This is a genomic window from Maricaulis sp. (genome assembly GCF_030149515.1).
GTDB lineage: Bacteria > Pseudomonadota > Alphaproteobacteria > Caulobacterales > Maricaulaceae > Maricaulis.
The window spans coordinates 38,463-64,087 of record NZ_JASBRI010000017.1 but is presented as its reverse complement, the minus strand read 5'-3'; the positions used below and the strand labels follow the sequence as shown (position 1 = coordinate 64,087).

Annotated in this window: 24 protein-coding genes; 16 read left to right on the top strand and 8 right to left on the bottom strand. The window is 65.2% G+C overall.

What is annotated here, in order from left to right:
- The 5 genes from Q1U94_RS07655 to ligA all read left to right on the top strand — a co-directional run.
- Positions 1–1,149 (top strand): cell division protein FtsZ (locus Q1U94_RS07655; RefSeq protein WP_300543134.1); only part of this gene is annotated, 1,149 nt, incomplete at its 5' end.
- 214 nt (positions 1,150–1,363) lie between these two features.
- Positions 1,364–2,263 carry a UDP-3-O-acyl-N-acetylglucosamine deacetylase gene (gene lpxC, locus Q1U94_RS07650; protein ID WP_300543133.1) on the top strand — a complete coding sequence of 300 codons (900 nt, stop codon included), beginning with the start codon at positions 1,364–1,366 and terminating at the stop codon, positions 2,261–2,263.
- 112 nt (positions 2,264–2,375) lie between these two features.
- The gene (locus Q1U94_RS07645) at positions 2,376–3,212 is read left to right on the top strand and encodes an outer membrane protein assembly factor BamD (protein WP_300543132.1); all 837 of its coding nucleotides are present in this window, start codon (positions 2,376–2,378) and stop codon (positions 3,210–3,212) included.
- Positions 3,213–3,235: 23 nt separating this feature from the next.
- Positions 3,236–4,933: a DNA repair protein RecN gene (gene recN, locus Q1U94_RS07640; protein ID WP_300543131.1), complete on the top strand. Its 1,698-nt coding sequence runs from the start codon at positions 3,236–3,238 to the stop codon at positions 4,931–4,933.
- A 39-nt stretch (positions 4,934–4,972) separates the two neighbouring features.
- A complete protein-coding gene (ligA, locus tag Q1U94_RS07635; protein ID WP_300543130.1) occupies positions 4,973–7,078 on the top strand; it encodes an NAD-dependent DNA ligase LigA in 2,106 nt (701 codons plus the stop codon).
- Between the two features lie 68 nt (positions 7,079–7,146).
- Here the strand turns inward: ligA and flgH are convergent, their stop codons facing one another.
- Genes flgH through Q1U94_RS07615 form a run of 4 tightly spaced genes read right to left on the bottom strand, consistent with a single transcriptional unit; the run spans position 7,147 to position 10,417 of the window.
- The gene (flgH, locus tag Q1U94_RS07630; protein WP_300543129.1) at positions 7,147–7,890 is read right to left on the bottom strand and encodes a flagellar basal body L-ring protein FlgH; all 744 of its coding nucleotides are present in this window, start codon (positions 7,888–7,890) and stop codon (positions 7,147–7,149) included.
- A gap of 16 nt (positions 7,891–7,906) precedes the next feature.
- Positions 7,907–8,851, bottom strand: a complete 945-nt coding sequence (gene flgA / locus Q1U94_RS07625) for a flagellar basal body P-ring formation chaperone FlgA (protein ID WP_300543128.1) — start codon at positions 8,849–8,851, stop codon at positions 7,907–7,909.
- 13 nt (positions 8,852–8,864) lie between these two features.
- Positions 8,865–9,650: a flagellar basal-body rod protein FlgG gene (gene flgG / locus Q1U94_RS07620; protein ID WP_300543127.1), complete on the bottom strand. Its 786-nt coding sequence runs from the start codon at positions 9,648–9,650 to the stop codon at positions 8,865–8,867.
- Positions 9,651–9,664: 14 nt separating this feature from the next.
- Positions 9,665–10,417 carry a flagellar hook-basal body complex protein gene (locus Q1U94_RS07615; protein WP_300543125.1) on the bottom strand — a complete coding sequence of 251 codons (753 nt, stop codon included), beginning with the start codon at positions 10,415–10,417 and terminating at the stop codon, positions 9,665–9,667.
- A 262-nt stretch (positions 10,418–10,679) separates the two neighbouring features.
- Here Q1U94_RS07615 and Q1U94_RS07610 point away from each other — a divergent pair, with 262 nt between their 5' ends.
- From Q1U94_RS07610 to Q1U94_RS07590, 5 genes are read left to right on the top strand one after another with little or no spacing between them, the layout of a single operon-like run.
- Complete coding sequence (locus tag Q1U94_RS07610) at positions 10,680–11,246, top strand: flagellar basal body-associated FliL family protein (protein WP_300543124.1); 567 nt, start codon at positions 10,680–10,682, stop codon at positions 11,244–11,246.
- Positions 11,247–11,268: 22 nt separating this feature from the next.
- Positions 11,269–12,399, top strand: a complete 1,131-nt coding sequence (gene fliM, locus Q1U94_RS07605) for a flagellar motor switch protein FliM (protein ID WP_300543123.1) — start codon at positions 11,269–11,271, stop codon at positions 12,397–12,399.
- On the top strand, positions 12,396–12,791 hold the full coding sequence (locus Q1U94_RS07600) for a DUF6468 domain-containing protein (RefSeq protein ID WP_300543122.1): 396 nt from the start codon (positions 12,396–12,398) through the stop codon (positions 12,789–12,791). The genes fliM and Q1U94_RS07600 overlap by 4 nt, the downstream gene beginning before the upstream one ends.
- Before the next feature lie 4 nt (positions 12,792–12,795).
- Positions 12,796–13,539, top strand: a complete 744-nt coding sequence (locus tag Q1U94_RS07595; protein WP_300543120.1) for a hypothetical protein — start codon at positions 12,796–12,798, stop codon at positions 13,537–13,539.
- On the top strand, positions 13,523–16,921 hold the full coding sequence (locus Q1U94_RS07590) for a hypothetical protein (protein WP_300543118.1): 3,399 nt from the start codon (positions 13,523–13,525) through the stop codon (positions 16,919–16,921). Before Q1U94_RS07595 ends, Q1U94_RS07590 begins: the two co-directional genes overlap by 17 nt.
- A gap of 32 nt (positions 16,922–16,953) precedes the next feature.
- Here the strand turns inward: Q1U94_RS07590 and fliP are convergent, their stop codons facing one another.
- On the bottom strand, positions 16,954–17,706 hold the full coding sequence (gene fliP, locus Q1U94_RS07585; protein ID WP_300543116.1) for a flagellar type III secretion system pore protein FliP: 753 nt from the start codon (positions 17,704–17,706) through the stop codon (positions 16,954–16,956).
- Positions 17,703–18,026 carry a flagellar biosynthetic protein FliO gene (locus Q1U94_RS07580; RefSeq protein WP_300543115.1) on the bottom strand — a complete coding sequence of 108 codons (324 nt, stop codon included), beginning with the start codon at positions 18,024–18,026 and terminating at the stop codon, positions 17,703–17,705. The genes fliP and Q1U94_RS07580 overlap by 4 nt, the downstream gene beginning before the upstream one ends.
- A 107-nt stretch (positions 18,027–18,133) precedes the next feature.
- On the opposite strand from Q1U94_RS07580, the gene flgB reads away from it, so the two are divergent.
- The 3 genes from flgB to fliE are packed head-to-tail and all read left to right on the top strand — an operon-like array spanning position 18,134 to position 19,354.
- Positions 18,134–18,571, top strand: a complete 438-nt coding sequence (gene flgB, locus Q1U94_RS07575) for a flagellar basal body rod protein FlgB (RefSeq protein WP_300543114.1) — start codon at positions 18,134–18,136, stop codon at positions 18,569–18,571.
- 13 nt (positions 18,572–18,584) lie between these two features.
- Entirely contained in the window at positions 18,585–18,998 is a 414-nt protein-coding gene (flgC, locus tag Q1U94_RS07570) for a flagellar basal body rod protein FlgC (RefSeq protein ID WP_300543113.1), read from the top strand.
- A gap of 41 nt (positions 18,999–19,039) precedes the next feature.
- A complete protein-coding gene (fliE, locus tag Q1U94_RS07565) occupies positions 19,040–19,354 on the top strand; it encodes a flagellar hook-basal body complex protein FliE (protein ID WP_300543111.1) in 315 nt (104 codons plus the stop codon).
- Positions 19,355–19,428: 74 nt separating this feature from the next.
- On the opposite strand, the gene Q1U94_RS07560 is transcribed toward fliE, so the two are convergent.
- Both Q1U94_RS07560 and Q1U94_RS07555 read right to left on the bottom strand, forming a co-directional pair.
- Positions 19,429–21,318, bottom strand: coding sequence for a DUF885 family protein (locus Q1U94_RS07560; RefSeq protein WP_300543110.1), 1,890 nt, complete (start codon positions 21,316–21,318; stop codon positions 19,429–19,431).
- 177 nt (positions 21,319–21,495) lie between these two features.
- Complete coding sequence (locus Q1U94_RS07555; protein ID WP_300543109.1) at positions 21,496–23,379, bottom strand: DUF885 family protein; 1,884 nt, start codon at positions 23,377–23,379, stop codon at positions 21,496–21,498.
- A 114-nt stretch (positions 23,380–23,493) separates the two neighbouring features.
- On the opposite strand from Q1U94_RS07555, the gene fliQ reads away from it, so the two are divergent.
- Genes fliQ through flhB form a run of 3 tightly spaced genes read left to right on the top strand, consistent with a single transcriptional unit; the run spans position 23,494 to position 25,608 of the window.
- A complete protein-coding gene (gene fliQ, locus Q1U94_RS07550; RefSeq protein ID WP_300543108.1) occupies positions 23,494–23,757 on the top strand; it encodes a flagellar biosynthesis protein FliQ in 264 nt (87 codons plus the stop codon).
- On the top strand, positions 23,754–24,506 hold the full coding sequence (fliR, locus tag Q1U94_RS07545; RefSeq protein WP_300543107.1) for a flagellar biosynthetic protein FliR: 753 nt from the start codon (positions 23,754–23,756) through the stop codon (positions 24,504–24,506). The genes fliQ and fliR overlap by 4 nt, the downstream gene beginning before the upstream one ends.
- Positions 24,507–24,516: 10 nt before the next feature.
- The gene (gene flhB, locus Q1U94_RS07540) at positions 24,517–25,608 is read left to right on the top strand and encodes a flagellar biosynthesis protein FlhB (RefSeq protein ID WP_300543106.1); all 1,092 of its coding nucleotides are present in this window, start codon (positions 24,517–24,519) and stop codon (positions 25,606–25,608) included.
- Positions 25,609–25,625 lie beyond the last annotated feature (17 nt).

The window sequence follows — 25,625 nt, the reverse complement described above, 5'->3', positions numbered from 1 at the left end:
GGCATCGAACAGCTCCAGGATCATGTCGACACGCTGATCGTGATCCCGAACCAGAATCTTTTCCGTATCGCGACCGAGAAGACGACCTTCGCCGAGGCATTCTCGATGGCCGACCAGGTCCTGCATTCCGGTGTGCGCGGTATCACCGACCTGATGGTGATGCCGGGCCTCATCAATCTCGACTTTGCGGACGTTCGCGCCGTGATGAACGAGATGGGCAAGGCGATGATGGGCACCGGCGAGGCCTCCGGCGAGAAGCGCGCCGTGGAAGCCGCCCAGGCGGCGATTTCCAACCCGCTGCTGGACGATGTGTCGATGAAGGGGGCCACCGGCGTCCTGATCAATATCACCGGCGGCTACGACATGACCCTCTACGAGGTCGACGAGGCCGCGAACGAAATCCGCGCCGAGGTCGATCCGGAGGCGAATATCATTGTCGGTTCCACGTTCGACGAAAACATGGAAGGTTCGATGCGCGTTTCGGTCGTCGCGACCGGGATCGACGCGGAAGCCGTCCAGGCCGAGACCCGTACGCGCCAGCGTACCGGCCACAGCGCTGAACGCACCAGCCCGAACGACGCCATCCTGCCCTGGAAACGCACCGGATCCGACCGTCCGGGCCGCCTGACCGGGGACACGCGGGCCCAGGCCCGGCCTGACCCCCTGGTCCGCCGCGCAGAGCCGGAGTTTCGGGAGCCCGAGACGGAAGCGGAGCCGATGAAGCGGGCCGTCGGCGCGGAGGACCTCTCCGATGCGGTCGCCGAAGCCGATATCGATCGCGACACCGATCCCTATCTGGCCGATGCACGCACACACCCGGAACGCCGGGCGGAAACCCCGCAGGTCGTGCAGGACCAGGCGCGCCTGGCCCAGGAAGCGGCCAGCCTGAACGCGCGTTACGAGCAGCGCCGGGGCGAGGCCCAGCCGCAGGCGGAAACCCAGGATGATGGCAAGCGGGGCGGCTTCTCCCTGTTCGGACGCCGCCGCAAACCCGCGGAACCGGCGCCCAAGGCCGCACCGGTGACCAAGAGCGCTCCGGTCCAGACCCCGACCACCCAGCCGCGCCCGCAGTCGGGCGATCTTTTCGGCGACAGCCTGGACGAAGGCGATCTGGAAATCCCGGCCTTCCTGCGCCGCCAGGCCAACTAGCTCCAGCTGCCGATGTCATGACAACGGCCCGCCTCCCGACACAGGAGCGGGCCGTTTCGATTCCGGATTTGCTGCAATCGCGTAACAAAACGCAACAATGGTTTAATTGATCGCTGACAGGCCGTGGTGTTGGGTGCAGGCGAGGGACGGCGCTTACCGCCGGACAGACTTGCTTCGCCATGTTGGGACACCATAGAGCAGACGGCGCGTAACAGTGATTAACCGGCACACATTGGCGGCCCCAGTGGTCTGCGCAGGCATCGGCCTTCATTCGGGCGAACGGGTTCGTATCGTCCTGCAGCCGGCCTCCGCCGGCGCGGGCATCACCTTCGTGCGCACGGATGTCACCGATCGTGACAACCGCATCGCCGCGCGTGCCCACGCCGTCAGCGAGCTTCGGCTGGGCACGACCATCTGCAATCGGGCGGGTGTCTCGGTCGCCACGGTGGAACACCTCATGGCGGCATTGGCCGGCCTGGGTGTCGACGATGCGCTGATCGAAGTCGACGGTTCGGAAATCCCGGTCATGGACGGATCCTCGGCGCCCTTCGTCAAGCTGATCAGGCAGGTGGGTCTGCAATCCCGCGCCGCGCCGCGCCGCGCGATCCAGGTGCTCAAGCCGGTGACGGTCGAGATGGACGAGCGCCGTGCCAGCTTCCTGCCGGCATTGAAGCCGATGATCGAGGTGGAAATCGCCTTCGAACACGCTGCAGTCGGCCGTCAGTCCTGCATCTTCGACGTGACCCCGGAAATTTTCTCGGCCGACATCGCCGGGGCGCGCACCTTCGGTTTCAGGAAAGATTATGACGCCCTCCTGGCCGCCGGCCTGGCCCGGGGCGGGTCGATGGACAATGCCGTGGTGCTGGACGAAACCGGCATCGCCAATCCGGAAGGCCTGCGGTTCGAGGACGAATTCGTGCGGCACAAGGCGCTCGACGCGCTGGGTGATCTCTACCTGGCCGGCGCCCCGATCATCGGCCGTTACGCCGCTGAACGGCCCGGCCATGCCATCAACAATCTCGCCTTGCGCACACTGCTGGACGACGCGACCGCCTGGAAATGGGTGAACATGCGCGACGAGGCCCGTCAGGACGTCGCCCTGGCGCATTCCTGAGCTGTCTTTTGCCCGGTCACTGACGGGGCACTTTTGCCCCGGCCAATCATCCGCTACAAACGCTATCGAACGGGTGGCCGGCCGGCCGCCACAGCTGTTGAGCCGTGTCCTGATGACCCCTTCATTGCGTACCCTGTTGCCGCTTGTCCTGTCCGCGCTTGTCGTGGCCGGTTGCCAGTCCAACCGCCCCCGCGAAGATCTGGCCTATGTCGAACGTCCCGCCGAAACGATTTACGGCGAAGCCTTCCAGAGCATGGATCGCAACCAGTACCGGCAGGCCGCGGCCCAGTTCGACGAAGTCGAGCGTCAGCACCCGTATTCGGAATGGGCCCGCCGCTCTATGCTGATGGCGGCCTTCGCGAATTACCAGTCGCGCAATTACGAGGAAGCGATCTCCGATGCCGAGCGCTTTATCTCGCTGCACCCGGGCAATCGCAACGCGGCCTACGCCTATTATCTCGTGGCGATCTGTTACTTCGAGCAGATCATGGATGTCGGCCGTGACCAGGCCGCTACCCAGCAGGCGCTGAACGCACTGGAACAGGTGGTGCGCCGCTTTCCGGACAGCCGCTACGCCACGGATGCACGGCTGAAGATCGACATGACGCGTGACCATCTCGCCGGCAAGGAGATGAGCGTCGGCCGCTGGTATCTGCGCCGCAATTATCATCTCGCCGCCATCAACCGCTTCCAGAACGTGGTCCGCGATTATGGCACGACCACGCATGTGCCGGAGGCATTGCACCGTCTTGTGGAATCCTATGTCGCGCTGGGCGTCGACGACGAGGCGCGGCAGGTCGCCGCCGTGCTCGGTCACAATTTCCCGGGCAGCGACTGGTATCAGGACAGCTATGATCTTTTGACCCGCGAGGGCATTACGCTGGACGAGGCTGTGGGTCGCGACGATCCCTCGTATTTCGAACGCGCCTGGCGGCGCCTGTTCGGCTAGGGACCGGGGGCGCGAACGCCTGAATGCTGCTCTCCCTCTCCATTCGCAATGTTGTCCTGATCGACACGCTGGATGCGGTCTTCGAGAGCGGCTTGTGTGCCCTGACGGGCGAGACAGGCGCGGGTAAATCGATTCTTCTGGGGGCGTTGGGCCTGGCCGCCGGCGAGCGGGCAGACCGTACACAGGTGCGTTCGGGCGCCGAAGAGGCCCAGGCCATAGCCGAATTCGAGCTGGCTGCCGATCATCCAGCCCGCGCGCTTCTGGACGAGGCGGGCATTGCGGTGGAGCCGGGCGAGCCGCTGATCCTGCGCCGGCGCCTGTCCGGGGACGGCCGGTCCCGGGCCCATGTCAACGACCAGCCCGCCAGTATCGGCCTGTTGCGCTCGCTGGGCGATGTCCTGGTGGAAGTGCATGGCCAGCATGACGGGCGCGGGCTGATGGATCCGAAAACCCATCGCAGCTATCTCGACAGCTTTGCCGGTCATGACGAGCTGCGCACGGCTTGCCGTGAAGCCTGGAAGGCGCTGTCCGACGCCCGCCGCAGGCGCGACGAACTGGTCGCGGCCAACAAGGCCTCGGACGAGGAAAAGGCCTTTCTCACGCATGCGCTCGAGGAATTGGAGCATCTGTCGCCGAAAACCGGGGAAGAGGCGGAACTGGCCGACGAGCGCCAGTTCCTGCAGGGCGCCGAACGGGCGCTGGGCGATCTTCAGGAAGCGCAGGAGGCGCTGGCCGGCGATGGCGGCGGGCTGGAGGGTCGGCTCAATGCGGCCCTTCGGGGGCTGGAACGGGTGCGCGGCCATATCGGCGAGGGCGGGGGTGCGGCCGGCGCAGCGCTGGAACGCGCCTCCGGTGCCATCGATCGCGCCCTGATCGAGTTTGCCGAAGCCGAGGATGCCCTGGCCGATGCGGCCCAGGCCTTCGATGTCGAGCCTGGCCGCCTCGATGCCGTGGAAGAGCGCCTGTTCGCCCTGCGCGGCCTGGCCCGCAAGCATTCGGTCGAGGCCGCCGACCTGCCGGCCCTGCACGGCCGGCTGGCCGAACAGCTCGATGCGATCGAGAACGCTGCCGACCGGATTGCCGAGGCGGACAAGGCGGTAACCGCGGCCAGGGCCCGCTATGACGATGCCGCCCATGCCCTCTCGCGCAGCCGTGAACAGGCGGGCGAGGCCCTGTCCAGTGCCGTGGCCGGTGAACTCCCGCCGTTGAAGATGGAGAAGGCCCGCTTCCGGGTGACTGTCACCTCCGACGATGACAGGGCCGGGCCCGAGGGCCGCGACAGCGTCGTCTTCGAGGTCGCCACCAATCCCGGTTCGCCCTTCGGCCCCTTGGACAAGATCGCCTCCGGGGGCGAGCTCTCGCGCTTCGGTCTCGCCCTCAAAGTGTCCCTGGCCGGTGAGGATGAAGGCCTGGTTCTGGTATTCGACGAGGTCGATCAGGGTGTCGGCGGTGCCGTGGCCGACGCCGTCGGCCGGCGTCTCAAACGCCTGGCGGAGAAGGGGCAGACCCTTGTGGTCACACATTCGCCGCAGGTTGCCGCCGTGGCCGACCATCACTGGAAGATCGTCAAGGATGATGACGGGAAGGGCGGAGTGCGCACCTCGCTGATTCGCCTTGAGGGCCAGGAACGGCGCGAGGAGATCGCCCGCATGCTGTCCGGAGCCGAGGTCACTGATGCGGCACGGGCCCAGGCGGATGCGCTGATGGCAGTTGAGGCTTAGTCTTTTCCCGGTCCGATTCGAAGACGAGGATGGCCGCCGATGAGCGCACTCAAGGATGTCGAGGATCTCACGGCCGAAGAGGCCGCTGCCGAGCATGCGCGCCTGGCCCGGGAGATCGCGGCGCACGACAAGGCCTACTATCAGCTCGACGCACCGAAGATTTCCGACGCCGCCTATGACAGGCTGCGCCAGCGCCTTGAAGCGGTGGAGGTGCGCTTTCCCGATCTCGCGCATGCCGACAGCCCGACCCAGCGGGTGGGTGCCGCACCTTCGGGCAGGTTCGGCGAGATCGTGCACGCGGTGCCGATGCTGTCACTGGGCAATGCCTTCAATGACGACGATGTGGCGGATTTCGTCGGCCGTATCCGGCGCTTTCTCGGCCTGGGCGAGGACGAGCCCGTGGCCGTCACCGCGGAGCCCAAGATCGACGGCCTGTCGGCCTCGATCCGCTACGAGAAGGGCCGGATCGTCCATGGTGCCACCCGCGGCGACGGCCAGACCGGCGAGGACGTAACCCGCAACCTGCTGACCCTCGAGGATATCCCGGAAACCCTGCCAGGGACCGGCTGGCCGGAGGTGCTGGAAGTGCGGGGCGAAGTCTATATGTCGCACGAGGATTTCGCCGCCCTCAACAGGCGGCAGGAAGGCGCGGGCAAGCCCGTCTACAAAAATCCCCGCAATGCCGCCGCCGGCTCCCTTCGCCAGATCGATCCGGCGATGACTGCGCAGCGGCCGCTACAATTCTTTGCCTATGCCTGGGGCGAGGTGAGCGAACGCCTGGCGGATACGCAATTCGAGGCCGTCTTGCGCCTGTCGGAGTGGGGTTTTGCGACCAATCCGATGATGCAGCGGTGTCATGGCGTGGACGATCTGGTTGCCGTCTATCGCGATATCGAGGCGCGAAGGGCCACTCTGGGCTACGACATTGACGGTGTCGTCTACAAGGTCGACCGGCTGGACTGGCAGGAGCGGCTGGGTTTTGTCGCCCGTGCGCCGCGCTGGGCGATCGCCCACAAATTCCCGGCCGAACAGGCCACCACCGTTCTGGAAGCCATCGACATCCAGGTCGGCCGCACCGGCGCCCTGACCCCGGTGGCACGGCTGAAACCGGTCACGGTGGGCGGTGTCGTCGTCACCAACGCAACCCTGCACAATCAGGACGAGATCGAGCGCAAGGATGTCCGTGTCGGCGACACGGTGGTGATCCAGCGCGCCGGCGATGTCATTCCGCAGGTCGTGAAAGTGGTCGATCCGGATCGCGAAGGCCGGGGCGCGCCCTTTGTTTTTCCAACAGAATGCCCGGTCTGCGGCAGCCAGGCCCTGCGTGAGCACGATCCAAGGACCGCCAAGCTGGACGCCGTGCGACGCTGTACCGGCGGGCTCATCTGCGCCGCCCAGCTGAAGGAACGCCTCAAGCATTTCGTCTCCCGCAAGGCCTTCGACATCGAAGGCCTGGGCACCAAGCAGATCGAGGCCTTCCACGAGGAGGGGCTGATCCGTGAACCGGCTGACATCTTCACCCTCAGGGCGCGCAACGAGGCGGGCGGGATCACACCGCCACTGCAGGAGCGCGAAGGCTTCGGGGAGACCAGTATTGCCAATCTGTTTGCCGCCATAGAAAGCCGCCGCACGATCGGTCTGGGCCGGTTCCTCAACGCGCTGGGCATCCGCCATGTGGGTGAGAATACGGCCCAGCTTCTGGCGCGCACCTATGGCAGCTGGACCGCCTTCCGCAACGCTGCCGAACGCCTCGCCGACGAGGCCGTGCGGGCGGAGATGCTGGGGATTGACGGCATCGGCAATGCTGCTGTCGAGGCGCTGGACCAGTATTTCACCGAACCGCACAATCGCGATCTCCTAGACCGGCTGGCCGCCCAGCTGACCATCCAGGATGCCGAGGCCGTCTCGTCGGACAGCCCGGTCGCCGGCAAGACCGTGGTCTTTACCGGCACGCTGGAACGCATGACCCGCGACGAGGCCAAGGCGAAGGCGCAATCGCTGGGCGCGAAAGTCTCCGGCTCGGTCTCCTCGAAGACCGATTATCTCGTTGCCGGTCCGGGTGCGGGATCGAAGGCGAAGAAGGCGGCGGAACTGGGTGTGACCACGCTCAGCGAGGACGAGTGGTTCGCGCTGGTCGGGGAATAGAAAAAAGGGCCGTCGCCTTGAAAGCGACGGCCCGAGTGGAACCCGATGGTGGCGGGGTCTGGTAAAGCCTAGAAGGGCATCAGCAGGTCGTAGATTTCCTGGCCGTAGCGCGGGCGCTGGACGTCGGAGAGATGTCCGCGGCCGCCATAGGAAATGCGGGCCTCGGCGACCTGTGTATGGGCGATCGTATTGTCCGAGGCGATGTCCTGCGGGCGGGCGATGCCGGTGATCAGCAGCTCGCGCACTTCATTGTTCACGCGCACTTCCTGGCGCCCCGCGATCACCAGATTGCCGTTGGGCAGGACCTGGGTCACGATCGCGGCGACGGTCAGGGAGATGCTTTCCGTACGGTTGACCGAGCCCGATCCCTGCAGCGAGGAATTCGACCCGAGATCGGTCAGCGAGGACGGATCGATATTGTCGTTGAAGAAGCCGGTCAGATCGGCACCGAAGAAGTTCGTCAGGTTCGAGTCTTCTGCCGAGGCGCGCGACCGGTTGGTCGTGTTCTGCAGCTGGGCGCTGTCGGAAATGTCGATATTGACGGTGAGAATGTCGCCTTCGCGCGCGGCCCGCGGATCGCCGAAGAAGGTCGGCGAATTGGCGTTCCACAGCGAGTTGGTCTGCGAGGTGTGGCGGCGCGGCGCGGCATAGACCGGCATCGGGATCTGCGACGGCCCGGTTCCGGCGAGACCCGCCGGGTTCTCGATCGGCGTCATCGGCGGGGTCTGGCCGACATAGGAGAGGCGGTCGGTGGCGGCGCAGGCCTGCAGGGCCGCCGCGCCGATGATGAGGATGGCAAGTTTGCGGATCATGGGAGGCTCCTGAGGCTTAGCTGTTCGAGGCCGGCGCCATGCCGACCAGGGCCCGGCCCGGCCCGTCGACCAGGGCTTCGACCGTGCGGTTGGATTGCAGATTGACGAACCGGGCGATCTCGCCGTCGGCGGCATTCTCCATGGCGCGGGCGCGCACGGAGAGCTGGATGCCCGGAGCTTCGAAGACGAGGGTGACAAGCTCGCCCCGCTCGACCATCAGCGGGCGCTGCAGGTCGTAGGAGCGCAGCGGCTCGCCGGCCCGCAGTGTGCGGCGGGCCTCGAAGCCGATCAGCGCGTCCGGATCGAGGACGGCATCGGGACGCAGACGGTCCGAACGGTGGGAAATCCATTCGATGTCGCCGCCCGTGATCTCGGTCCCGGCCGGGATGGCACGGGCGAGCACCGGCACGTCGACCGTGGCATAGGCCCGGCCTGTCACCCGCACCGGCCGGGCGCCGTCATAGGGCGTGATTTCCGCGGCCAGCATGCCGGAACGCGCGTCATAGTTCAGCGATACGATCTGCGGCCCCCCGGCGGACTCGAGGGGTGCATGCAGGGCCATTGCGGTGTTGGACAGCTGAACCTCGTGCACCCGGCCTTCCTGGGCGAAGAGCTCGCCTTCCAGGATGCCGGTCAGCATGTCCGCCCCGATGCTGCGGCTGGCACGGGAGACCGTCAGGCGGCGCACGCCGGCGGCATTGGCCCAGTCGAGGTCGTTCTCGGCGGCGATGCGGCGGACATAGTTGACGTCCAGCGAGGTGCGGCTGCCCGGCTCCGGCGAGCGGGCGACGACGACATCGGCGGCCGCGCTGTCGATGCCGAAGAGATCGCCCAGCGTGACATGCGGGCCTTCGACATTGAGCGTCTCGCGCAGCACCACCGCTTCGCCCGCCAGGGCCGGCCCGGAGGCCAGTCCGGCGGTGGCCAGGCAGGCCAGGGAGAGGATTGATTTGCGGATCATCGATCAGCTCCCGTTAGCGTAGGTTGGACGAGGCGGCGAGCATCTCGTCGGAGGCAGTGATGACACGGGCATTCATCTCGTAAGCCCGCTGGGCCTGGATGAGTGCGGTGATTTCGGAGACGGCATTGACGTTCGCGGTTTCGACGAAGCCCTGGCGGATCGTGCCATAGCCCGGCGAGCCGGGCGTTCCGACATTGGCCGGGCCCGATGCGGCGCTCTCCAGGAAGAGATTGTCGCCCATGGCCTCGAGGCCGGCCTCGTTGAAGAAGGTCACCAGTTCCAGCTGGCCCAGCGTTTGCGGTTCGGTCTGGCCGTCGATCAGGGCCTGGACCTGCCCCTGTGCATTCACGGAGACTTCGCGCGCATCCTGCGGAATGGCGACGCCCGGAGAGACGGTATAGCCGTCCGCCGTGACGATCTCGCCCTCCGGGCTGATCGCGAAATTGCCGGCGCGGGTATAGGCATCCGAACCGTCCGGCATCTGAACGCGGAAATGGCCGCGGCCGGAGATGGCCAGGTCGAACGGATTGCCCGTATTCGACAGCGAGCCCTGTTCGGTGATGCGGTAGATCGAGGCCGCCTGGACGCCGAGACCCACCTGAACTCCGGTCGGCACGATCGTGCCGGCATCGGACGAGTTCATGCCCATGGCCTGGACGTTCTGGTAGAGGAGGTCCTGAAACTCGGCGCGCTGGCGCTTGAACCCGGTCGTGTTCATGTTGGCCAGATTGTTCGAGATGACCTCGACATTGAGCTGTTGGGCCTGCATGCCCGTAGCGGCGGTGGTGAGGGAGCGCATGGTTCAACTCCTCCTTAGCTGACGCGGCCGAGGCGCTCGATGGCGCGCTTGTTCAGGTCTTCGGCGTCGTTCAGGAATTTCGAGACGGACTGGTAGGACCGCATGATGGCCATCATGTCGGTGAGTTCGAGAATGGACTGGACATTGGAGCGTTCGACATAGCCCTGCCGCACGACGGGATCGAACATGGCCTGGGGCTGATCGTCGGGATTGTCGGACGCGGGGATGGTGTAGCGGCCATTACCCTCTTTCGACATCACCGAGCGGTCCGGCATCTCGAACACGCCGATCCGGCCGACCTGCACACCGTCCTGCATCACCGTACCGCCATTGATGATGACGGTCTCGGAGGCGTTGGGATCGAGCAGGATGGGCGCGCGCGTGTCGGCATCGAGCACCGGGGCGCCGTCGGCGGCGACCAGCAGACCCTGGGCGTCCGTACGGAAGCGGCCGTCGCGGGTATACTGTTCCTCGCCGTCCACCTCGACCGCGAAGAAACCCTCGCCCTCGATGGCGACATCGAAGGGGCGGCCCGTCAGCTCCATTTCGCCCTGGCTGAAGTCGCGGCCCATGCCCCAGGTATTCACATACTGGAGGTCGGCGGGGCCGTCGGCATGCTCGGCCGTGCGGGCGGGCTGGTTCTCAAGGAGGAGCGATTCGACCTTGAAGCCGGCGGTGTTGGCGTTGGCGATGTTGTTGGCGATCACGTCCATGCCCCGGCGAAGGGTCATCTGGCGCGTGAGGCCGATCATGATTGCGTTGTCCATCGGGCGGTTTCCTTTCTGGATACCTCAATTTCCGCCGTCGTGTCGCAGCGGTTGCCCTGCCTGGTGCACGCTCCGTGCCAAGGTTAATTTTCTTGGTTATCAGGGGGTTGGGTGGATGGAGGTGCGGGGCAGGCCTTGCCTTTGCGGCAAAGGCGTCCGGGCAGGTGGGAAGAAGTTGCCGGGCTCGGCGCCATCACTACGAAACGTTAACCGCGCTGACCGTTAATGGTTTCAGACGATTCTTCCGTGTGGAGCCTGCGGCATGTCCGACGAGAATGACGACATCGAAGACGAAACCGAAGGCGAGGAAAAGCCGAAGAAGAGCCCGATAAAACTGGCTCTTTTCATTGGCTTGCCGGTGCTGATCCTGCTTCTGGCAGGTGTCGGCGGCTTCCTCCTGTTCTCCGGTGGCGGCGATGACGAAGCCGGGCACGCCGACGCCGCGCAGGCCGGGGACGGCGAGCATCACGAGGCATCGGCCGCCGATACGCATGGTGGCGAGGTCTTTTATTATGACCTGTCCGAAGGCGAGGGCGCGGTCGAAACCATCACGACCAATATCCGCTCGTCCGACGGCCGCCCGGTCATCCTGCAGCTGGAAGTGTCCTTCGAATCCAGCAATCCCCAGCTCGGTGCCGTGCTGGAAGCCAATGTCGACTCGATCATGGACCAGTTCATCATGTTCCTGCGCGAGCTGCGCGAGGACGACCTCTATGGTTCGGCCGGCATGCATCGCGTGAGGCTGGAATTGCTGCGCCGCGTGAATCTCGCCATCGAGCCGGCCCAGGTGGATGCCGTGCTCATCCAGCAATTCATGATTGTCGACTAACCCCAACAGGATCGAACGCTCAATGTCTGACGATTTGGATCAAGACGCGCTGGCAGCCGAATGGGAGGCCATGGCCGAGGACGGTGACGACCTCGACCTGGCGTCCGAATGGGAGGCAATGGTCGGCGGCGATGACGAAGACCAGGAACTTCCCACGGTCGGCGGCGGTCCGGAACGCATCCTCAACCAGGATGAGATCGACAGCCTGCTCGGCTTCTCGCTCAGCGATGACGATGCGGCCGACAAGTCCGGCATCCGCGCCATCATCAATTCGGCGCTGGTCTCCTATGAACGCCTGCCGATGCTGGAGATCGTCTTCGACCGCCTCGTGCGCCTGATGACGACCTCGCTGCGCAATTTCACGTCCGACAACGTGGAAGTCTCGCTCGACAATATTTCCTCGATCCGTTTCGGCGACTATCTCAACTCGATCCCGCTGCCGGCCATCCTGGCCGTGTTCCGGGCCCAGCAGCTGGACAATTACGGCCTGCTGACGGTCGACTCCAACCTGATCTACTCGATCGTGGACGTGCTGCTCGGCGGCCGCCGGGGCACCTCGGCCATGCGTATCGAGGGACGTCCGTACACGACGATCGAACGGATGCTGGTCGAGCGCATGATCGAGGTCGTGCTGGACGATGCCAAGCAGGCCTTCGCCCCGCTCACCGAAGTCGATTTCGATCTTGAACGGGTTGAAACCAATCCCCGTTTTGCGGCGATTGCGCGTCCGGCCAATGCCGCCATCCTGGTCAAGCTGCGCATCGACATGGAAGACCGCGGCGGCCGCATCGAGCTCATGTTGCCCTATGCCACGCTCGAACCCATCCGGAAAATGCTGCTGCAGCAGTTCATGGGCGAGAAGTTCGGCCGCGACAATATCTGGGAAGGCCACCTCGCCACCGAGCTGTGGTCGACCAATATGGAAGTTCACGCGGTACTCGACGAACAGCGCCTGCCCCTGGGCAAGGTCGCCGATCTGAAGGTGGGCGACACGCTCTTCCTCGATGCCACACCGCACAGTGAAGTCGAATTGCGCTGCGGGCAGGTTCCGCTGACGCGCGGCCGGATGGGCCGTATCGGACACAATGTAGCCCTGCGCCTGAACGGTCCGCTGTCCCCGGGCGCCAAGAAAGCAATGATGAGGTTCGCATGACGCTCGCAGCTCTGGTTTTCGAAGGCCTCGTCGCCGCCCTGCTCCTGGTCGCCGTGGTGATGTGCTGGCGGGTCGACCGCCGTCTGAATGCCCTGAAAAAGGGACAGGACGGGGTGCAGTCCTCTGTCATCGCCCTGAATGAGGCGACCGACCGGGCGCGCGCCAGCCTGGCTGCTTTGGAACGCGCCACGGCCCAGTCGGGCAAGGAACTCGAGTCCCGGGTTGCGGAGGCCCGCAAGCTCTCCGACGAATTGCGTTTGATGGCCGGCCAGGCCGACCGTACGGCGGAAAGCCTGGCGTCCTCCCGCCGCCCCACGCGCCGCCGCGCCAGCGAGTACTTTCCCGAAGGCGCCGGCTCGCGCGTCATCAACGATCTGAAGGACGTCCGCTAGATCCATGCGTGAACCGATCCGCCTGCTCACCGTGCTCGCCGTCCTCATGGGCGGCCTGTTCGGCCTGAAGACCCTCTCGGTCGCCAATGGTGCTGCCGACTGGTGGGACGCCCACGCCGCTACGCTCGTGTCCGGCGAGGGCGAAGCGCAGGACGGCGATGGCGATCATGCGGACGAAGATGCCTCCGCACAATCCGGCGACGCCGCTGAAGACGCCGCCGAGGCGGCCGCAGAGCCCGCTCCGGCGATGCCGGCCGGCGAAGTGTCGGCGGCCTTTGCCGAACGCATTGCCAATGGTGTGCGTACGGCCGAGGAAGAGCGTGTGATCTATCGTCTGCGCGAACGTTCGGCCGAACTGGACGACCGCGAGGCCCAGCTGGAAACCCGCGAAGCACTGATGCTGGCCATGGAACAGCGTGTCGACGGCAAGATCGAGGAGCTCAATGCGCTGCGCGACCAGATCGAGGAATTGACCAATTCCCTGTCCGAGCGCGAGAGCGAGGACATGCAGGTCATCGTGGCCTGGTACGGCGCGATGGATGCCCGCGATGCGGCTGAACGGATCGCCACCCTCGACATGACAACCCAGTTGCAGATCGCCGCGCGCATGTCGCAGCGGCAGTTCGGACCGATCCTGGCCGAAATGGCACCCGATGCGGCGGCCCGGCTGACCGAACGCATGGCGGCCCGCAGCGATTTGCCGGACACCGTGGCTGAGCTGGAGGCCCGGCTTGCCGAAGGCGGCTAGACATATCGCCACTCTTGCAGGCAGCCTGGCGCTGGCCCTGCTCGGTTCGACAGCCCTGGCCCAGACGGCCGGGGCCTTTGTCGTCGAGCGGAACGGGACCGGTGCGCGAATCCTGATCGACTATGACGACCGCGTCGCCGACAGCCGGCCCACGGCCGAGGCCACGGTCCAGCATACCGTGTTGATCGCACGGCTGAGCGAGCCTTTGAGGGCCGATACCGCCGACCTGGCCGAACAGCTGGGCGATCTGGCCGCACGGGCGCGGCTGGATCCGGACGGGGCGACACTGCGAGTGGCGCTCAATCGTCCGGCCGATGCCCATGTCTCGTCGAGCTATGACCAGGTGGCGATCGATCTCGTGCCACTGGGCGCTCCGGCGCCGGATGGCGTCGTATCCCCGCGCGAGGCGCGTGAACGCGAGGAGGCCCGGCGCGCGGCTGAACTGGCCGCCATGCCGGCACCGCCTCCGCCGCCCGCCGATCCGCTGCCCGTGCAGTATCGCGTCGGTCAGGCCACCGAATACACGCGCATCGAATTCCTCTGGCCGCGCGAGGTTGATTTCACGCTGAGCCAGGATGGCCGCGAGGCGGAAGTGCGCTTCGCACAGCCTGCAGACATCTCGCTGAACCGGCTTGCCGGTTCTCCGCCGCGTCATCTTGAAACCGTCTCGGCCCGGCGCGAGGGTGATGAATGGGTGCTGCGCCTGACTGTCGATCCCGGCGTGCAGGTGCGGGCATGGGGCGAGGGCGGCCGCGTGGTGGTGGATCTGCCCGATCCCGATACCGTCGATGCGGCGACCCTTCTAGCCCAGCTTGGCGGCGTGGATGCCGAGGATGCAGACGAGCCCGCGTCCGGCATTGACGAGGCGGCCCCGCCGGCCGCTGCGCCCGAAACCGGGACCGATCCGGAACCGGCCGGGCCGGCCAATCTGCAGCCCGCTGCCAGCCAGCCGCCGGCCGCCCAGCCGGCCGGAACCGCGGCAGCCGACCCGGTCGAACCGGGCGCCGACCCCGTTCCCGACAGCGGCACGGTGCGCGCCAACATGTCGGAATACAACGGCGACCTGCGTGTGGAGTTCGACTGGGCCGCGCCGCTCGGTGCCGCGGTATTCCGCCGTGGTGAGGCGGTCTGGATCGTCTTCGATGCCGGGGCCGACCTCGATCTGCGCGAACTCGACACCACCAATCGCCGGCATGTGCGCGATTTCAGCGCCGTGCGGGGTGAGGACTGGAGCGCTGCCCGTATCGTCGTGCCCGCGGCCTCGCAGGCCGAAGCGCGCATTGACGGCAGCCGCTGGACGATCGTGTTCTCCGAGAGCATCCAGTCACCGCCCCGGCCTATCCAGGTGCGCCGCGATGCGCGCCGGTCCCGGCCGGGCCGCATCCTGCTGGACATGGCCGAGGCGCGCGAGATTCGCTGGGTCGACGATCCCGTGGTCGGTGACCGGATTGCGGTCGTCACGGCCGGTGCGCCCGTTCAGGGCCTGACCGCCCGCAGCGAATTCGTCGGTGGCGCATTGCTGCCGAGTGCGCAGGGCGCCGCCGTCGAGGCGATTGCCGAGGATATCGTGATCCAGCTCACGGGCTCGGGGGCAGCCATCGGCCGTCCGGGCGGGCTCGACCTGACGCCGGCCGGCGGTGCATCCGGCCGCCCCGACGAGTCGGTACTCGCCAACATTTCCTCGCCCGCGCTGATGTATTTCGATGCCTGGGATGGCGACGGTCATTTCCCGGAAGAATGGCGCGCGCGCTTGCGCCGGGCCGCCCTTGAGGACGGAACCGACGGGCAGGTCGCACTGGCGCGCTTCCTTCTGGCCAACCAGCTGGCACCCGAGGCGCTGGGCATGATCGAACTGGCGGTCGGGGAAGAGCCCGCGCTGGCGAATGATGCCCATATTCGCGCCATGCAGGGCGTGGCCAGCTACATGATGAACCGGCTGGACGATGCCGAGGACTATCTTGCCCACGCATCGCTTGCGATGGATCCGGCTGCCGACCTGTGGCGGGCCATGACGGCGGTGGGGGAAGAGCGCTGGCAGGATGCCCGCCGGCGTTTCTCCAACGGCGAGGCCACGATCTACCACTATCCGCCGGACTGGCAGGCCCGTTTCCATGTGGCGCATGCGCGTGCGGCGCTGGAGCTGGGCGACTACGCCGCCGCACAGGACTATCTCTACCGTCTGGAAACCGGCGAACCCGGTGCGCGCACCCGTCTCCAGGCGGACTATATCGCCGCGCGCCTGGCGGAGGCGGAGGGCGATATGGAAGGCGCGATCGCCGCGCTGGAAACGCTCTCCCGGTCGGGCGATGCGCCGATGGAGGCGCTGGCCCTGTTCGATCTCTACCGGCTGCAGCTGGCGACCGGCGCGATCACGCGCGCCGAAGCGATCGACAATCTGGAAAATCTGCGTTTTCGCTGGCGCGGTGACACGATCGAGCTGGAAACGGTGCGCATGCTGGGCGAACTCTATGTCGGCTCGGGACAGTATGCCCGCGGACTGGAAACCATGGACACGGCCCAGGCGCGTTTCCCCAATACCGAAGCCGGCCGCCGCATCGGGGAGGGCATGTCCACCATATTCCGGCGGCTCTTCCTGGAGGGCGAGGCGGACCGGATGGACCCCGTCGAGGCCGTCGCGATCTTCTACCAGTATCAGCACCTCGCGCCCATCGGCACTGACGGGGACCGCATGATCCGGCGCCTCGCGGACCGGCTCATCGCCTTTGACCTGCTCGACCCGGCCGCCGAATTGCTGCAGCACCAGGTCGAGAGCCGCCTGCGTGAACCCATGGCCCGGGCCCGCGTGGCAACCGATCTAGCGATCGTCTATCTGATGGACCGGCGCTACGAGGATGCGCTGAATGCGGTCCGCACGTCGCGCGTGGCCGGCCTGCCCCGGCCTCTGGTCAATGAGCGCTATCTGCTCGAGGCGCGCGCCCTGTCCGAGCTGGGCCGCCACGACCAGGCGCTGGAACTGATCGCAACGGATCAGTCGGAACCGGCAAACCGCCTGCGTGCCGATGTGGCCTGGACCCAGCGCGACTGGGCGTCGGCCGGCCGCCGGCTCGAAGCCCTGCTGGGTAACCGGTACACGAATGACGACGCGCTCGATCTGTCCGAACAGGCCGATGTGATGCGCGCTGCGATTGCCTATTCCCTGGCCCGTGACACTGCGGGATCGGCCCGGCTGGGCAGCCGGTACGGCGCGTTGATGGCACAGACCGACCAGACTGCGGCCTTCGAACTCCTGACCGATGCCGATGCCCCGCCGGGCAATGCCCGATTCTCGGACCTCGCGACCCGCATCGCCAGCATCGATACGCTGGACGCCTTCATGGAGCCCTTCCGCGACCGCTTCAACAATGGTGGCGGGCCGAGCTAGGCGTTCATCGTTGGCGACCGCCGGCCCGGCCGCTAACCCACCGTCCCGAAACTCTGCATCAGCGATCCGGTCACCAGGCGCCAGCCGTCGATCAGCACGAAGAAGATCAGCTTGAAGGGCAGGGAGATAACGATCGGCGGCAGCATCATCATGCCCATCGACATGAGGATGGAGGCCACCACCAGGTCAATGATCAGGAAGGGAATGAACAGAAGAAAGCCGATCTCGAAGGCACGGCGCAGCTCGGAAATCATGAAGGCCGGTGCGACGATCCAGAAGGATGTGGCTTCGGGTGTTTCCGGCGGCGGCTGTTGCGACATGTCGATGAAGAGGGCGAGATCGTCCTCGCGCGTATGGGTCAGCATGAAGGTCTTCAGCGGACCGGTCGACAGGTCGAAGGCTTCGGTCAGCTCGATCTCGTCTTCCAGCAGGGGCTGGATGCCCTCTTCGTAGGACTGGGTGAAAACCGGCGCCATGATGAAACCGGTCAGGAAGATCGCCAGCGAGACGAGGACCGCGTTGGGCGGGCTCTGCTGCAGGCCCAGCCCGGTCCGCAACAGCGACAGCACCACGACGATGCGCACGAAACTCGTCGTCATGATGACGATGGACGGGGCCAGCGACAGGACGGTCAGAAGCGCGATCAGCTGCAGGACGCGCTCGGTGAGCTGGCCTTCCGTGCCGGTATCGATAGTGATGCTCTGGGCATCCGCGCTGGCGCCTGCCAGGGTCAGAACGCCCAGGACGAACAGGACGATACAGGCCCACAAACCCTTCCGTCTCATGACGCGGCCTCCAACGGCATTTCGGGTTCCGGCGGGGCCGGTTGGCTGGCCAGGACGGTTTCGGCCTCGGCGCCCAGCAAGACCACATGTTCGGTGGCATCGGCCTGTACGATCACCAGGCGCCGCCGCGGATCGATGACCAGCGTCTCCTTCAGCCGCAGCCGCCGGTGATTGCCCATGGCGAAACCGCGCAGCCCGGTCACGTTCTGCAGAATCCAGCCCTTGCGCACGGCGTGGCCGAACAGACCCAGCGCGCCGACCAGGATCGCAAGCACCGCAACGGCGAAGAAATAGTGCGTCCAATCGACGATGTCGGTCATCGCTGTTTCCGCCTCATAAGAGATGAATCGTGTCTGGGCTGATGCGGTTAAGTGCGCGTTAACCGTGCCGGCGCACCTTCGATACCGGTAGAAAAGGGGATTCGCGCATGCGGCCCGATGACGTCCCGGTCCTGGGACTTCTTCGACAATCGATGAGTTTCCACGCCGAGCGCCAGCGCGTGCTCTCGGAGAATGTGGCGAACGCGAATACGCCCGGCTACACCGCGAAGGATCTCGACGTGGCCGACTTCCAGCGTGCGCTGCAGCGGCAGATGCGCAACGAGGCGTCCGGCCCGTCGTCGGGGGGCGTGCGCATGGCGGCCACCGAGGCCGGGCACATGCGCGGCTCCTCGGACGCCGTGGCGCGCACCTGGGACAGCATGGACGCGCCGGATTCGGAAACCACCATCAACGGCAATTCGGTCGTTCTGGAAGAACAGATGGTCCGCGCCCAGGACACGCGCATGCAGTACGAAAGCGCGTTGACCCTGTATCAGAAAAGCCTCGGCCTGCTTCGCATGGCGATCAAGCCGCCGGCGCGATAACGGAGTTGACTAGATGAGCAATGCGTCTGACGCGATGTCGATTTCCGCCGCGGGCATGCGGGCCCAGGCGGCCCGGATGCGTATCATTTCGGAAAACATCGCCAATGCCGAATCGACTGCGCGCGAACCGGGCGGCGATCCCTATCGCCGGCAGATCCCGGTTTTCCAGGCCGAGCTGGATCGCGTGACCGGCCTCAATACGGTCCGCATGAGCGATGTGGACTACGACCAGTCCGATTTCACCCTGGAATTCGATCCGGGCCATCCCGCCGCAAACGATGACGGGTATGTGAAGACGTCCAACGTCCAGACCCTGGTTGAAATGATGGATATGCGCGAGGCGATGCGGTCCTACGAAGCCAATCTCAACATGATCGAGAACAGCCGGCGCATGGAACAGCGCACGCTGGACCTGCTGCGCCGCTAGAACACGCGCGCCGCCTTGAGAAACAAGGATAAGGGATAACCATGGCCGATCTCGCTGCCGTCCAGGCCTACCAGGCCGCCGTCCGTGCGGCCCAGGACTCCGCATCCGGCAAGACGCCGGGGGAAGACGAGGCAACCGCACTCAATTTCGGCAATATGGTCTCCAGCGCCATCGCCGACACGTCGAACGCGATCGGCCAGGCCGAACAGATGACGGCCGCTGCCGCGGCCGGCGAGGCCGAACTGCTGGATGTCGTAACTGCGGTTTCCGCAGCCGAGATCACGCTGGAAACCGTCGTCGCCGTGCGCGACGAGGTGGTCCGCGCCTATCAGGAAATCCTGCGCATGCCGATCTAGGGCGTGTCCGCAGCCGCCAGATGAAAAGGCCTCCCCTTCGGGAGGCCTTTTGTCGTTGGGCCGTTCGGCCGCGCCTATTGCGCCGCCTGCGTTTCCTCGATCCAGGCGTTCACGCGCTCCTCCAGCACCGCCAGCGGCATGGCACCCTGGGTCAGCACGACGTCGTGGAAATCGCGGATGTCGTAGGCCTCGCCCAGCGCCTCTTCGGCCATATCGCGCAGGCGCAGGATTTCCAGCATGCCGACCTTGTAGGCCGTCGCCTGGCCCGGCCAGACGATGTAGCGGTCGATGGCCGCCCGCACATCGCCCTCGGGATTGGGCGTGTTTTCCAGCAGGTACTGCACGGCCTCTTCCCGCGTCCACTGGTGATAGTGGATGCCGGTGTCGACGACGAGGCGGCAGGCGCGCCAAAGCTCCATCGCCAGCCGGCCGAAATCGGAATAGGGGTCGGAATAGAAGCCGAACTCCTTGGGCAGGTACTCCGAATAAAGACCCCAGCCCTCGGTATAGGCCGTATATCCGCCAAAGCGCCGGAATGCCGGCACGTCGTCGAGCTCCTGCATGATGGCCAGCTGCATGTGGTGGCCCGGACTGCCTTCATGATAGGCCAGCGCCTCCATCTGGTAGATCGGCATGTCGGCCATGTCGCGCAGATTGGCGTAATAGACGCCCGGGCGCGTCCCGTTCGGGGCCGGGCGCTGGTAGAAGGCCTTGCCCGCCTGTTGTTCGCGAAACTCCTCGACCCGGCGCACGACAAGCTCGGCTTCCGGGAAGGTGTTGAACATCTGCGGCAGGGTTTCGCGCATCGTGTCGATCAGGGCTGTTGCCTCGTCGAGATAGCGCTGCCGGCCTTCGGGCGTATTGGCATAGTAGAATTGCTCGTCGGTGCGCATGAACTCGAAGAAGTCCTGCAGCGTGCCGTCGAAATCGACTTCTTCCATGATGGCGCGCATCTCGCCGTGGATGCGGTCCACTTCGGAAAGGCCGAGCTGGTGGATCTCCTCGGCGGAGAGGTCCATCGTCGTATAGCCGTTGAGCTGGTGATTGTAGTATTCGCCGCCGTCAGGATGCTGCCAGGCCCCGTCATCGGTCGAGGCGGCGGCTTCCTGCTCCTCGAACAGGGCGATGATGCGCTCATAGGCCGGCCGGACGATCCCGGTCAGGGCGGCTTCGGCCTCGGCGATCAGGCGTTCGGCCTCGGCCGGTTCCAGATCCAGCGCCTCGACCTTGCCGCGGAAGTCGGCCAGAAGCGGGCTCGGTGTTTCGCTGTCGTCGAAGGGCGCACCGGAAATGACATTCCGGGCCGTCTCGATCATCGGCTGGTAGGTCCAGCGCGGCGACAGGATGCCGGCCTCGGCAGAGCGCCGCGAACCGGCGATGTTCTGGTCGAGATACTCGCCCATGCCTTCAAGGCGTTCGACATAGGCTTCGGCGTCTTCCAGCGTGTCGACCCGGTGGTTGTTGATCAGGAAGGTCGGTGCATTCATGTGCGGGCCGGACAGCGGGGTGAAGGTGTAGCCGTGATCGCGCCAGCGCCAGCTTTCGGCCTCGCGTTCGGCGTCGTATTCGAACAGGCGCCACGACAATTGCGCATTTTCGTCCAGCGCGTCGAAATCGAAATTCTCGCGCATATAGGCCAGATTGGCCTGGCCGATCTCGTAGCTCTCGCGGGCATAGGCCTCGCTGGCATTGTTCCACTGGCCGTAATTCGTCTTGCGGCCCAGATAGGTCTGGATCATCGGGTAGCGTGCGAGATTTTCCTCGAACACCTGTTCGAACCAGGCATTGAGGCGATCGGATTCGGTCTCAATGGCCTCGCCGTTGCTGGTCACGGATGTCTCGCTTGCCGGCTGTTCGGTCTGCGCCGGTGCCCGGGTCTCGTCCTCGGAAGGCTGCGAGCACGCGGCCAGCAGGGCGAGGGCAGACGCGCCGGCGAGCCAGGTTTGTGTCGGTGTCTTGATCATTGTCATTGTCCCCATCGATTGCCGGGTTGAGCCGGGATTGCCGGGTTCCGGTGTCCTGCGGTTCGCAAGGCGCCGAAACGCCAAATCGACAGCAGCCGCTGCCCCCGGGGGCAGCGGCTGTCGCCTGGTCGTTTCAGCATAGCCCCTTGTCGGGCCTGGCTGTCAAATTCTATGCGGCTATTCGGCCGCCTGTTTTTCGGCGATCCAGTCGTCCACCAATTCCTCCAGCAGGGTCAGCGGGATCGAGCCATTGGTCAGCACGACATCGTGGAATTCGCCCCAGTCAAAATCCTCGCCCAGCGCGTCCATCGCCCGCTGACGCAGCTCAAGAATGGTCAGCATGCCCACCTTGTAGGACACGGCCTGGCCCGGCCAGACCATATATCGGCGTACCTCGTTGACAATGTCGCCTTCGGGCATGGGCGTGTTGGCGACCATGTAGTCGATGGCGTCCTGTTCGCTCCACTGCATGGCGTGAATCCCGGTGTCCACGACCAGGCGTGCAGCGCGGAAGACCTCGTAGGAGAGGCGGCCGAAATCCTGGTAGGGATCGGTGAAACCGCCCATCGTCTTGCCCAGATTTTCCGCATACAGGCCCCAGCCTTCCGAGAATGCGGAATAGCCCTGCAGCCGCTGGAACATCGGCACATTGTCCAGTTCCTGAGCCAGGGCGATCTGGAAGTGATGGCCCGGCGCACCCTCGTGATAGGAGAGGGTCTCCATGAGATAGGTCGGATTGTCCCGCATATTCGCGAGATTGACGTAGTAGGCGCCCGGTCTTGTGCCATCGAGCGATCCGCGTTCGTAGAAGGCGCCGGTCGCCGTTTCGATACGATACTCCTCGACCGCGCGTACTTCGAGATCGCCTCGCGGCAATGTGTCGAAATACTGCGGTGCGATCTCCATGATGTGATCGACATAGGCTGTTGCCTGGTCGAGATACTGCTGCCGGCCCTCTTCGGTGTCGGGCAGGTAGAACCGGTCGTCAGTGCGCGTGAATTCGAAGAACTCGGCCAGGGTGCCCTCGAAGCCGACCTCGGCCATGATGGCCCGCATCTCGTCATGGATACGGGCAACTTCGTCCAGGCCGGTCTGGTGAATGTCGGCGGCGGTGAGGTCTGTACGTGTGGTGTAGTTGTCGAGCTGGCTGCGATAATAGCCCTCGCCCTCCGGCAGGCTCCAGGCACCCCGGTTGCGCCCATCTGCCATCCCGGCATGACGCTGCATGGTTTCGATCAGCGCGGTATAGGCGGGCCCGACTTCGTTCAGCAGGGCCTGGCGGGCCCGTTCGATCAGCTCGTCCCTGGCCGCCTGATCGATATCGAGGGCGCCGACCTTGCCACGGAAATCGCCCATCAGCGGGCTGTCCTCGCCGCTGTCGTCGAACGGCGCGCCGGTGATGAAACGGCGCGCGGCCTCGATCACGATGGGATAGGCGAAGGCGGGCGCCAGTACGCCGCCCTGCGCCCGGTCTTCGGCTCGCGCGGTGAAGGTTTCCAGCACGTCGCCCATACCGTTGAGGCGGCTCAGATACGCTTCGGCGTGATCCGCATTGTCTATCCGGTGATAGCCGATCAGCGTGGTTGCCAGCCCGGTGTGCGGGCCGAAGAACTGTGTGAAGACAAATCCGTGATCCCGGAATTCCGCCTGCTGGGCGTTGTTGGTCTCGATGAATTCGGCGAACCGGTAGGACACCTGCGCCTCCGGGGTGAGCGCGTCGTAGTCGAAATTCTCGCGCATGTAGCGCAGCCGGGCTGCGCCGCGCTCCAGACCGTCGCGGAAGGCCTGTTCGGACGGATCGTCCCATTGCCCGTAGGCCTCCAGATCGTCGATCATGCCCAGATAGGTCTTGCCTGTGGGCGAGTGGCTCAGCTCGATCTGGAACTGTTCGTCGAACCAGGCATAAAGACGCTCGGTCTCGGTCTGTTCGGTGGCGGTTTCGGGTGCGGGCTGGGCCGCATTCTCGACCTGTTCGACCGGCGCTGTGGCCTCGTCGGACGGTGTGCAGGCGGCCGCAAGAGCAAGGCAGCTCGTGCCGATCAGAAGGGTGCGAAAGCGCATAATGGATAACTCCCCGCGTTTACCAGAATTGACTCTTTCTTAACGTCGAAAGCCCATTCGTAAACATAATTAACCGTAAGCCCGATTCCCCTCGCAGAAGGTGAGGCCGCAGACGTGACAGGACCGGAAGTCCTCGATTTTGCCCGGGAAGCCATCTGGCTGATGCTGGCCATGTCGGCGCCGATCATGCTGGTCGGACTGGCGGTCGGTGTGACCATTGCCCTGTTTCAGGCCCTGACCCAGGTGCAGGAAATGACGCTGGTCTTCGTGCCCAAGATCATCGCTATTTTTGTCGCGCTCCTGATCTTCCTGCCACTGATGGGCGCGCTGATGTCGGGCTTCATGACCGTCATTTTCGACCGGATCGCCCAGCCATGATTCCCCAGGCGCCCGAAATTGTCTTTGCCGCAGGACTGGTGTTCGCGCGGATCGGCTCGATCCTGATGCTCATGCCGGGCTTTGGCGAACCGTCTATCCCGGTCCGCATACGGCTGGCCTTTGCACTTCTGGTCTGCCTCATTGTCGGTCCCGCGATCGCACCCGTACTGCCGCCGATGCCGGCCCAGCCGCTGGCGATGACGGCCCTGGTGATGGGGGAGGTGGTGGTTGGCCTGATGATCGGCGCGGTCGCCCGTATCTTCATGTCGGCCGCGGCCGTGGCCGGACAGGTGATCGGCATGCAGACCAGCCTCGCCATGGCGCAGAGTTTCGACCCGTCGCAGGGCCAGCAGGGTGCGCTGATCGCGACCTTCCTCAACCTCACCTTCCTCGTGCTGCTGTTCGCGACCAACATCCATCATCTGCTTTTGCAGATGATGGTGAACTCCTATTCGGTGTTCGATGCCGGCCGGATGCCCTCTCTCGCCGACGGCGCGCAATGGGCGCTCGAGGCCTTCATCGACGCATTCCGCATTGGCGTGCAGCTGGCCGCACCGCTGATCGTGTTCGGGCTGACCTTCTATCTTGCCCTGGGCGTGCTGTCCCGCCTGATGCCGCAGGCGCAGATCTTCTTCATCGCCATGCCGTCCAACATCATGGTCGGCCTGTTCATCCTGACCATCGCGCTGGGCGCGATGGCCGCCGTCTGGCTGGAACGCATGCAGCGTTTTGCCGTCGACATGAACTAGGGAGCCGTTCATGGCCGAAGGCGAAGACGACAGCCAGAAAACAGAAGAACCGACACAGCGGCGGCTGGACGACGCGCGCGAAAAGGGCGATGTCGCCAAATCCCAGGAAATACCGGGCTGGTTCATCCTGGCCACCGGCCTGGCGCTGCTGTCCTTCATCTTCCCGGCGATGGCGCGGAATCTGGCTTCGGACATGCAGGTCTTCTTCGCCGAGGCGCACAATTTCGCCGTCGATCCCAACGCCGTGATGAACATGATGCAGCGCACGGCCTGGGAAGTGGCGCTGGTGGTCGGCCTGCCGATCCTGTTTCTGGCCGTTGCCGGGTTTGCCGGACACTACGTGCAGCAGGGCCTGCTGTTCACCACCGAGAAGATCCAGCCCAAACTGTCCAAACTCAATCCGGTCGAGGGGTTCAAGCGCAATTTCGGTCCCCAGGGGATCGCCAACTTCCTCAAGGGGATCGGCAAGATGGCCCTGGTGGCCGGTGCCGCCTTCGTGGTGCTTTATCCGAAACGCGAGATCCTTGCCGGCCTGCCGGCGCTGGATATCGCATCGGTCCTGAGCATTGTGCGCCAGTCCGCGATCGAGCTCTTGCTCGCCGCCCTTGTCGTCTACGCGATGATTGCGGGACTGGATTACCTGTTCCAGCGCCAGAGCTTCATGAAGCGCAACCGAATGTCACGGCGCGAGGTCAAGGACGAGCTGAAACAGTCCGAGGGCGACCCCATGGTGCGCGCGAAGCTGCGCCAGATCCGCCAGGAACGTTCCCAGCGCCGCATGATGACAAAGGTCCCCGATGCCACGGTCGTGGTGACGAACCCGACCCACTATGCCATTGCCCTCCATTACGAGCAGGGTGAAACGCCGGCGCCCGTCTGCGTGGCCAAGGGTGTGGATGCCGTGGCCCTGCGCATACGCGAACTGGCCGAGGAGCATTCCGTCCCGATTGTCGAGGACCCGCCGCTCGCCCGGGCCCTGCACGCGACAGCCGATCTTGACGAGGAAATCCCGGCCGAACATTTCCAGGCCGTGGCCAAGGTGATCGGCTACGTTCTCTCTCTCGCTCAGGGGCGGCGCGCGCGCTACCGTCCGAGCGAGTAAGCTGTTGCCTACGCCTT

Bases quoted from the DNA above. Each gene is read 5' to 3' on its own strand.
- Q1U94_RS07645 (WP_300543132.1), top strand. From the start codon at position 2,376: ATGACCCCTTCATTGCGTACCCTGTTGCCGCTTGTCCTGTCCGCGCTT.
- recN (WP_300543131.1), top strand. From the start codon at position 3,236: ATGCTGCTCTCCCTCTCCATTCGCAATGTTGTCCTGATCGACACGCTG.
- ligA (WP_300543130.1), top strand. From the start codon at position 4,973: ATGAGCGCACTCAAGGATGTCGAGGATCTCACGGCCGAAGAGGCCGCT.
- flgH (WP_300543129.1), bottom strand. From the start codon at position 7,890: ATGATCCGCAAACTTGCCATCCTCATCATCGGCGCGGCGGCCCTGCAG.
- flgA (WP_300543128.1), bottom strand. From the start codon at position 8,851: ATGATCCGCAAATCAATCCTCTCCCTGGCCTGCCTGGCCACCGCCGGA.
- flgG (WP_300543127.1), bottom strand. From the start codon at position 9,650: ATGCGCTCCCTCACCACCGCCGCTACGGGCATGCAGGCCCAACAGCTC.
- Q1U94_RS07615 (WP_300543125.1), bottom strand. From the start codon at position 10,417: ATGGACAACGCAATCATGATCGGCCTCACGCGCCAGATGACCCTTCGC.
- Q1U94_RS07610 (WP_300543124.1), top strand. From the start codon at position 10,680: ATGTCCGACGAGAATGACGACATCGAAGACGAAACCGAAGGCGAGGAA.
- fliM (WP_300543123.1), top strand. From the start codon at position 11,269: ATGTCTGACGATTTGGATCAAGACGCGCTGGCAGCCGAATGGGAGGCC.
- Q1U94_RS07600 (WP_300543122.1), top strand. From the start codon at position 12,396: ATGACGCTCGCAGCTCTGGTTTTCGAAGGCCTCGTCGCCGCCCTGCTC.
- Q1U94_RS07595 (WP_300543120.1), top strand. From the start codon at position 12,796: ATGCGTGAACCGATCCGCCTGCTCACCGTGCTCGCCGTCCTCATGGGC.
- fliP (WP_300543116.1), bottom strand. From the start codon at position 17,706: ATGAGACGGAAGGGTTTGTGGGCCTGTATCGTCCTGTTCGTCCTGGGC.
- Q1U94_RS07580 (WP_300543115.1), bottom strand. From the start codon at position 18,026: ATGACCGACATCGTCGATTGGACGCACTATTTCTTCGCCGTTGCGGTG.
- flgB (WP_300543114.1), top strand. From the start codon at position 18,134: ATGCGGCCCGATGACGTCCCGGTCCTGGGACTTCTTCGACAATCGATG.
- flgC (WP_300543113.1), top strand. From the start codon at position 18,585: ATGAGCAATGCGTCTGACGCGATGTCGATTTCCGCCGCGGGCATGCGG.
- fliE (WP_300543111.1), top strand. From the start codon at position 19,040: ATGGCCGATCTCGCTGCCGTCCAGGCCTACCAGGCCGCCGTCCGTGCG.
- Q1U94_RS07560 (WP_300543110.1), bottom strand. From the start codon at position 21,318: ATGATCAAGACACCGACACAAACCTGGCTCGCCGGCGCGTCTGCCCTC.
- Q1U94_RS07555 (WP_300543109.1), bottom strand. From the start codon at position 23,379: ATGCGCTTTCGCACCCTTCTGATCGGCACGAGCTGCCTTGCTCTTGCG.
- fliR (WP_300543107.1), top strand. From the start codon at position 23,754: ATGATTCCCCAGGCGCCCGAAATTGTCTTTGCCGCAGGACTGGTGTTC.
- flhB (WP_300543106.1), top strand. From the start codon at position 24,517: ATGGCCGAAGGCGAAGACGACAGCCAGAAAACAGAAGAACCGACACAG.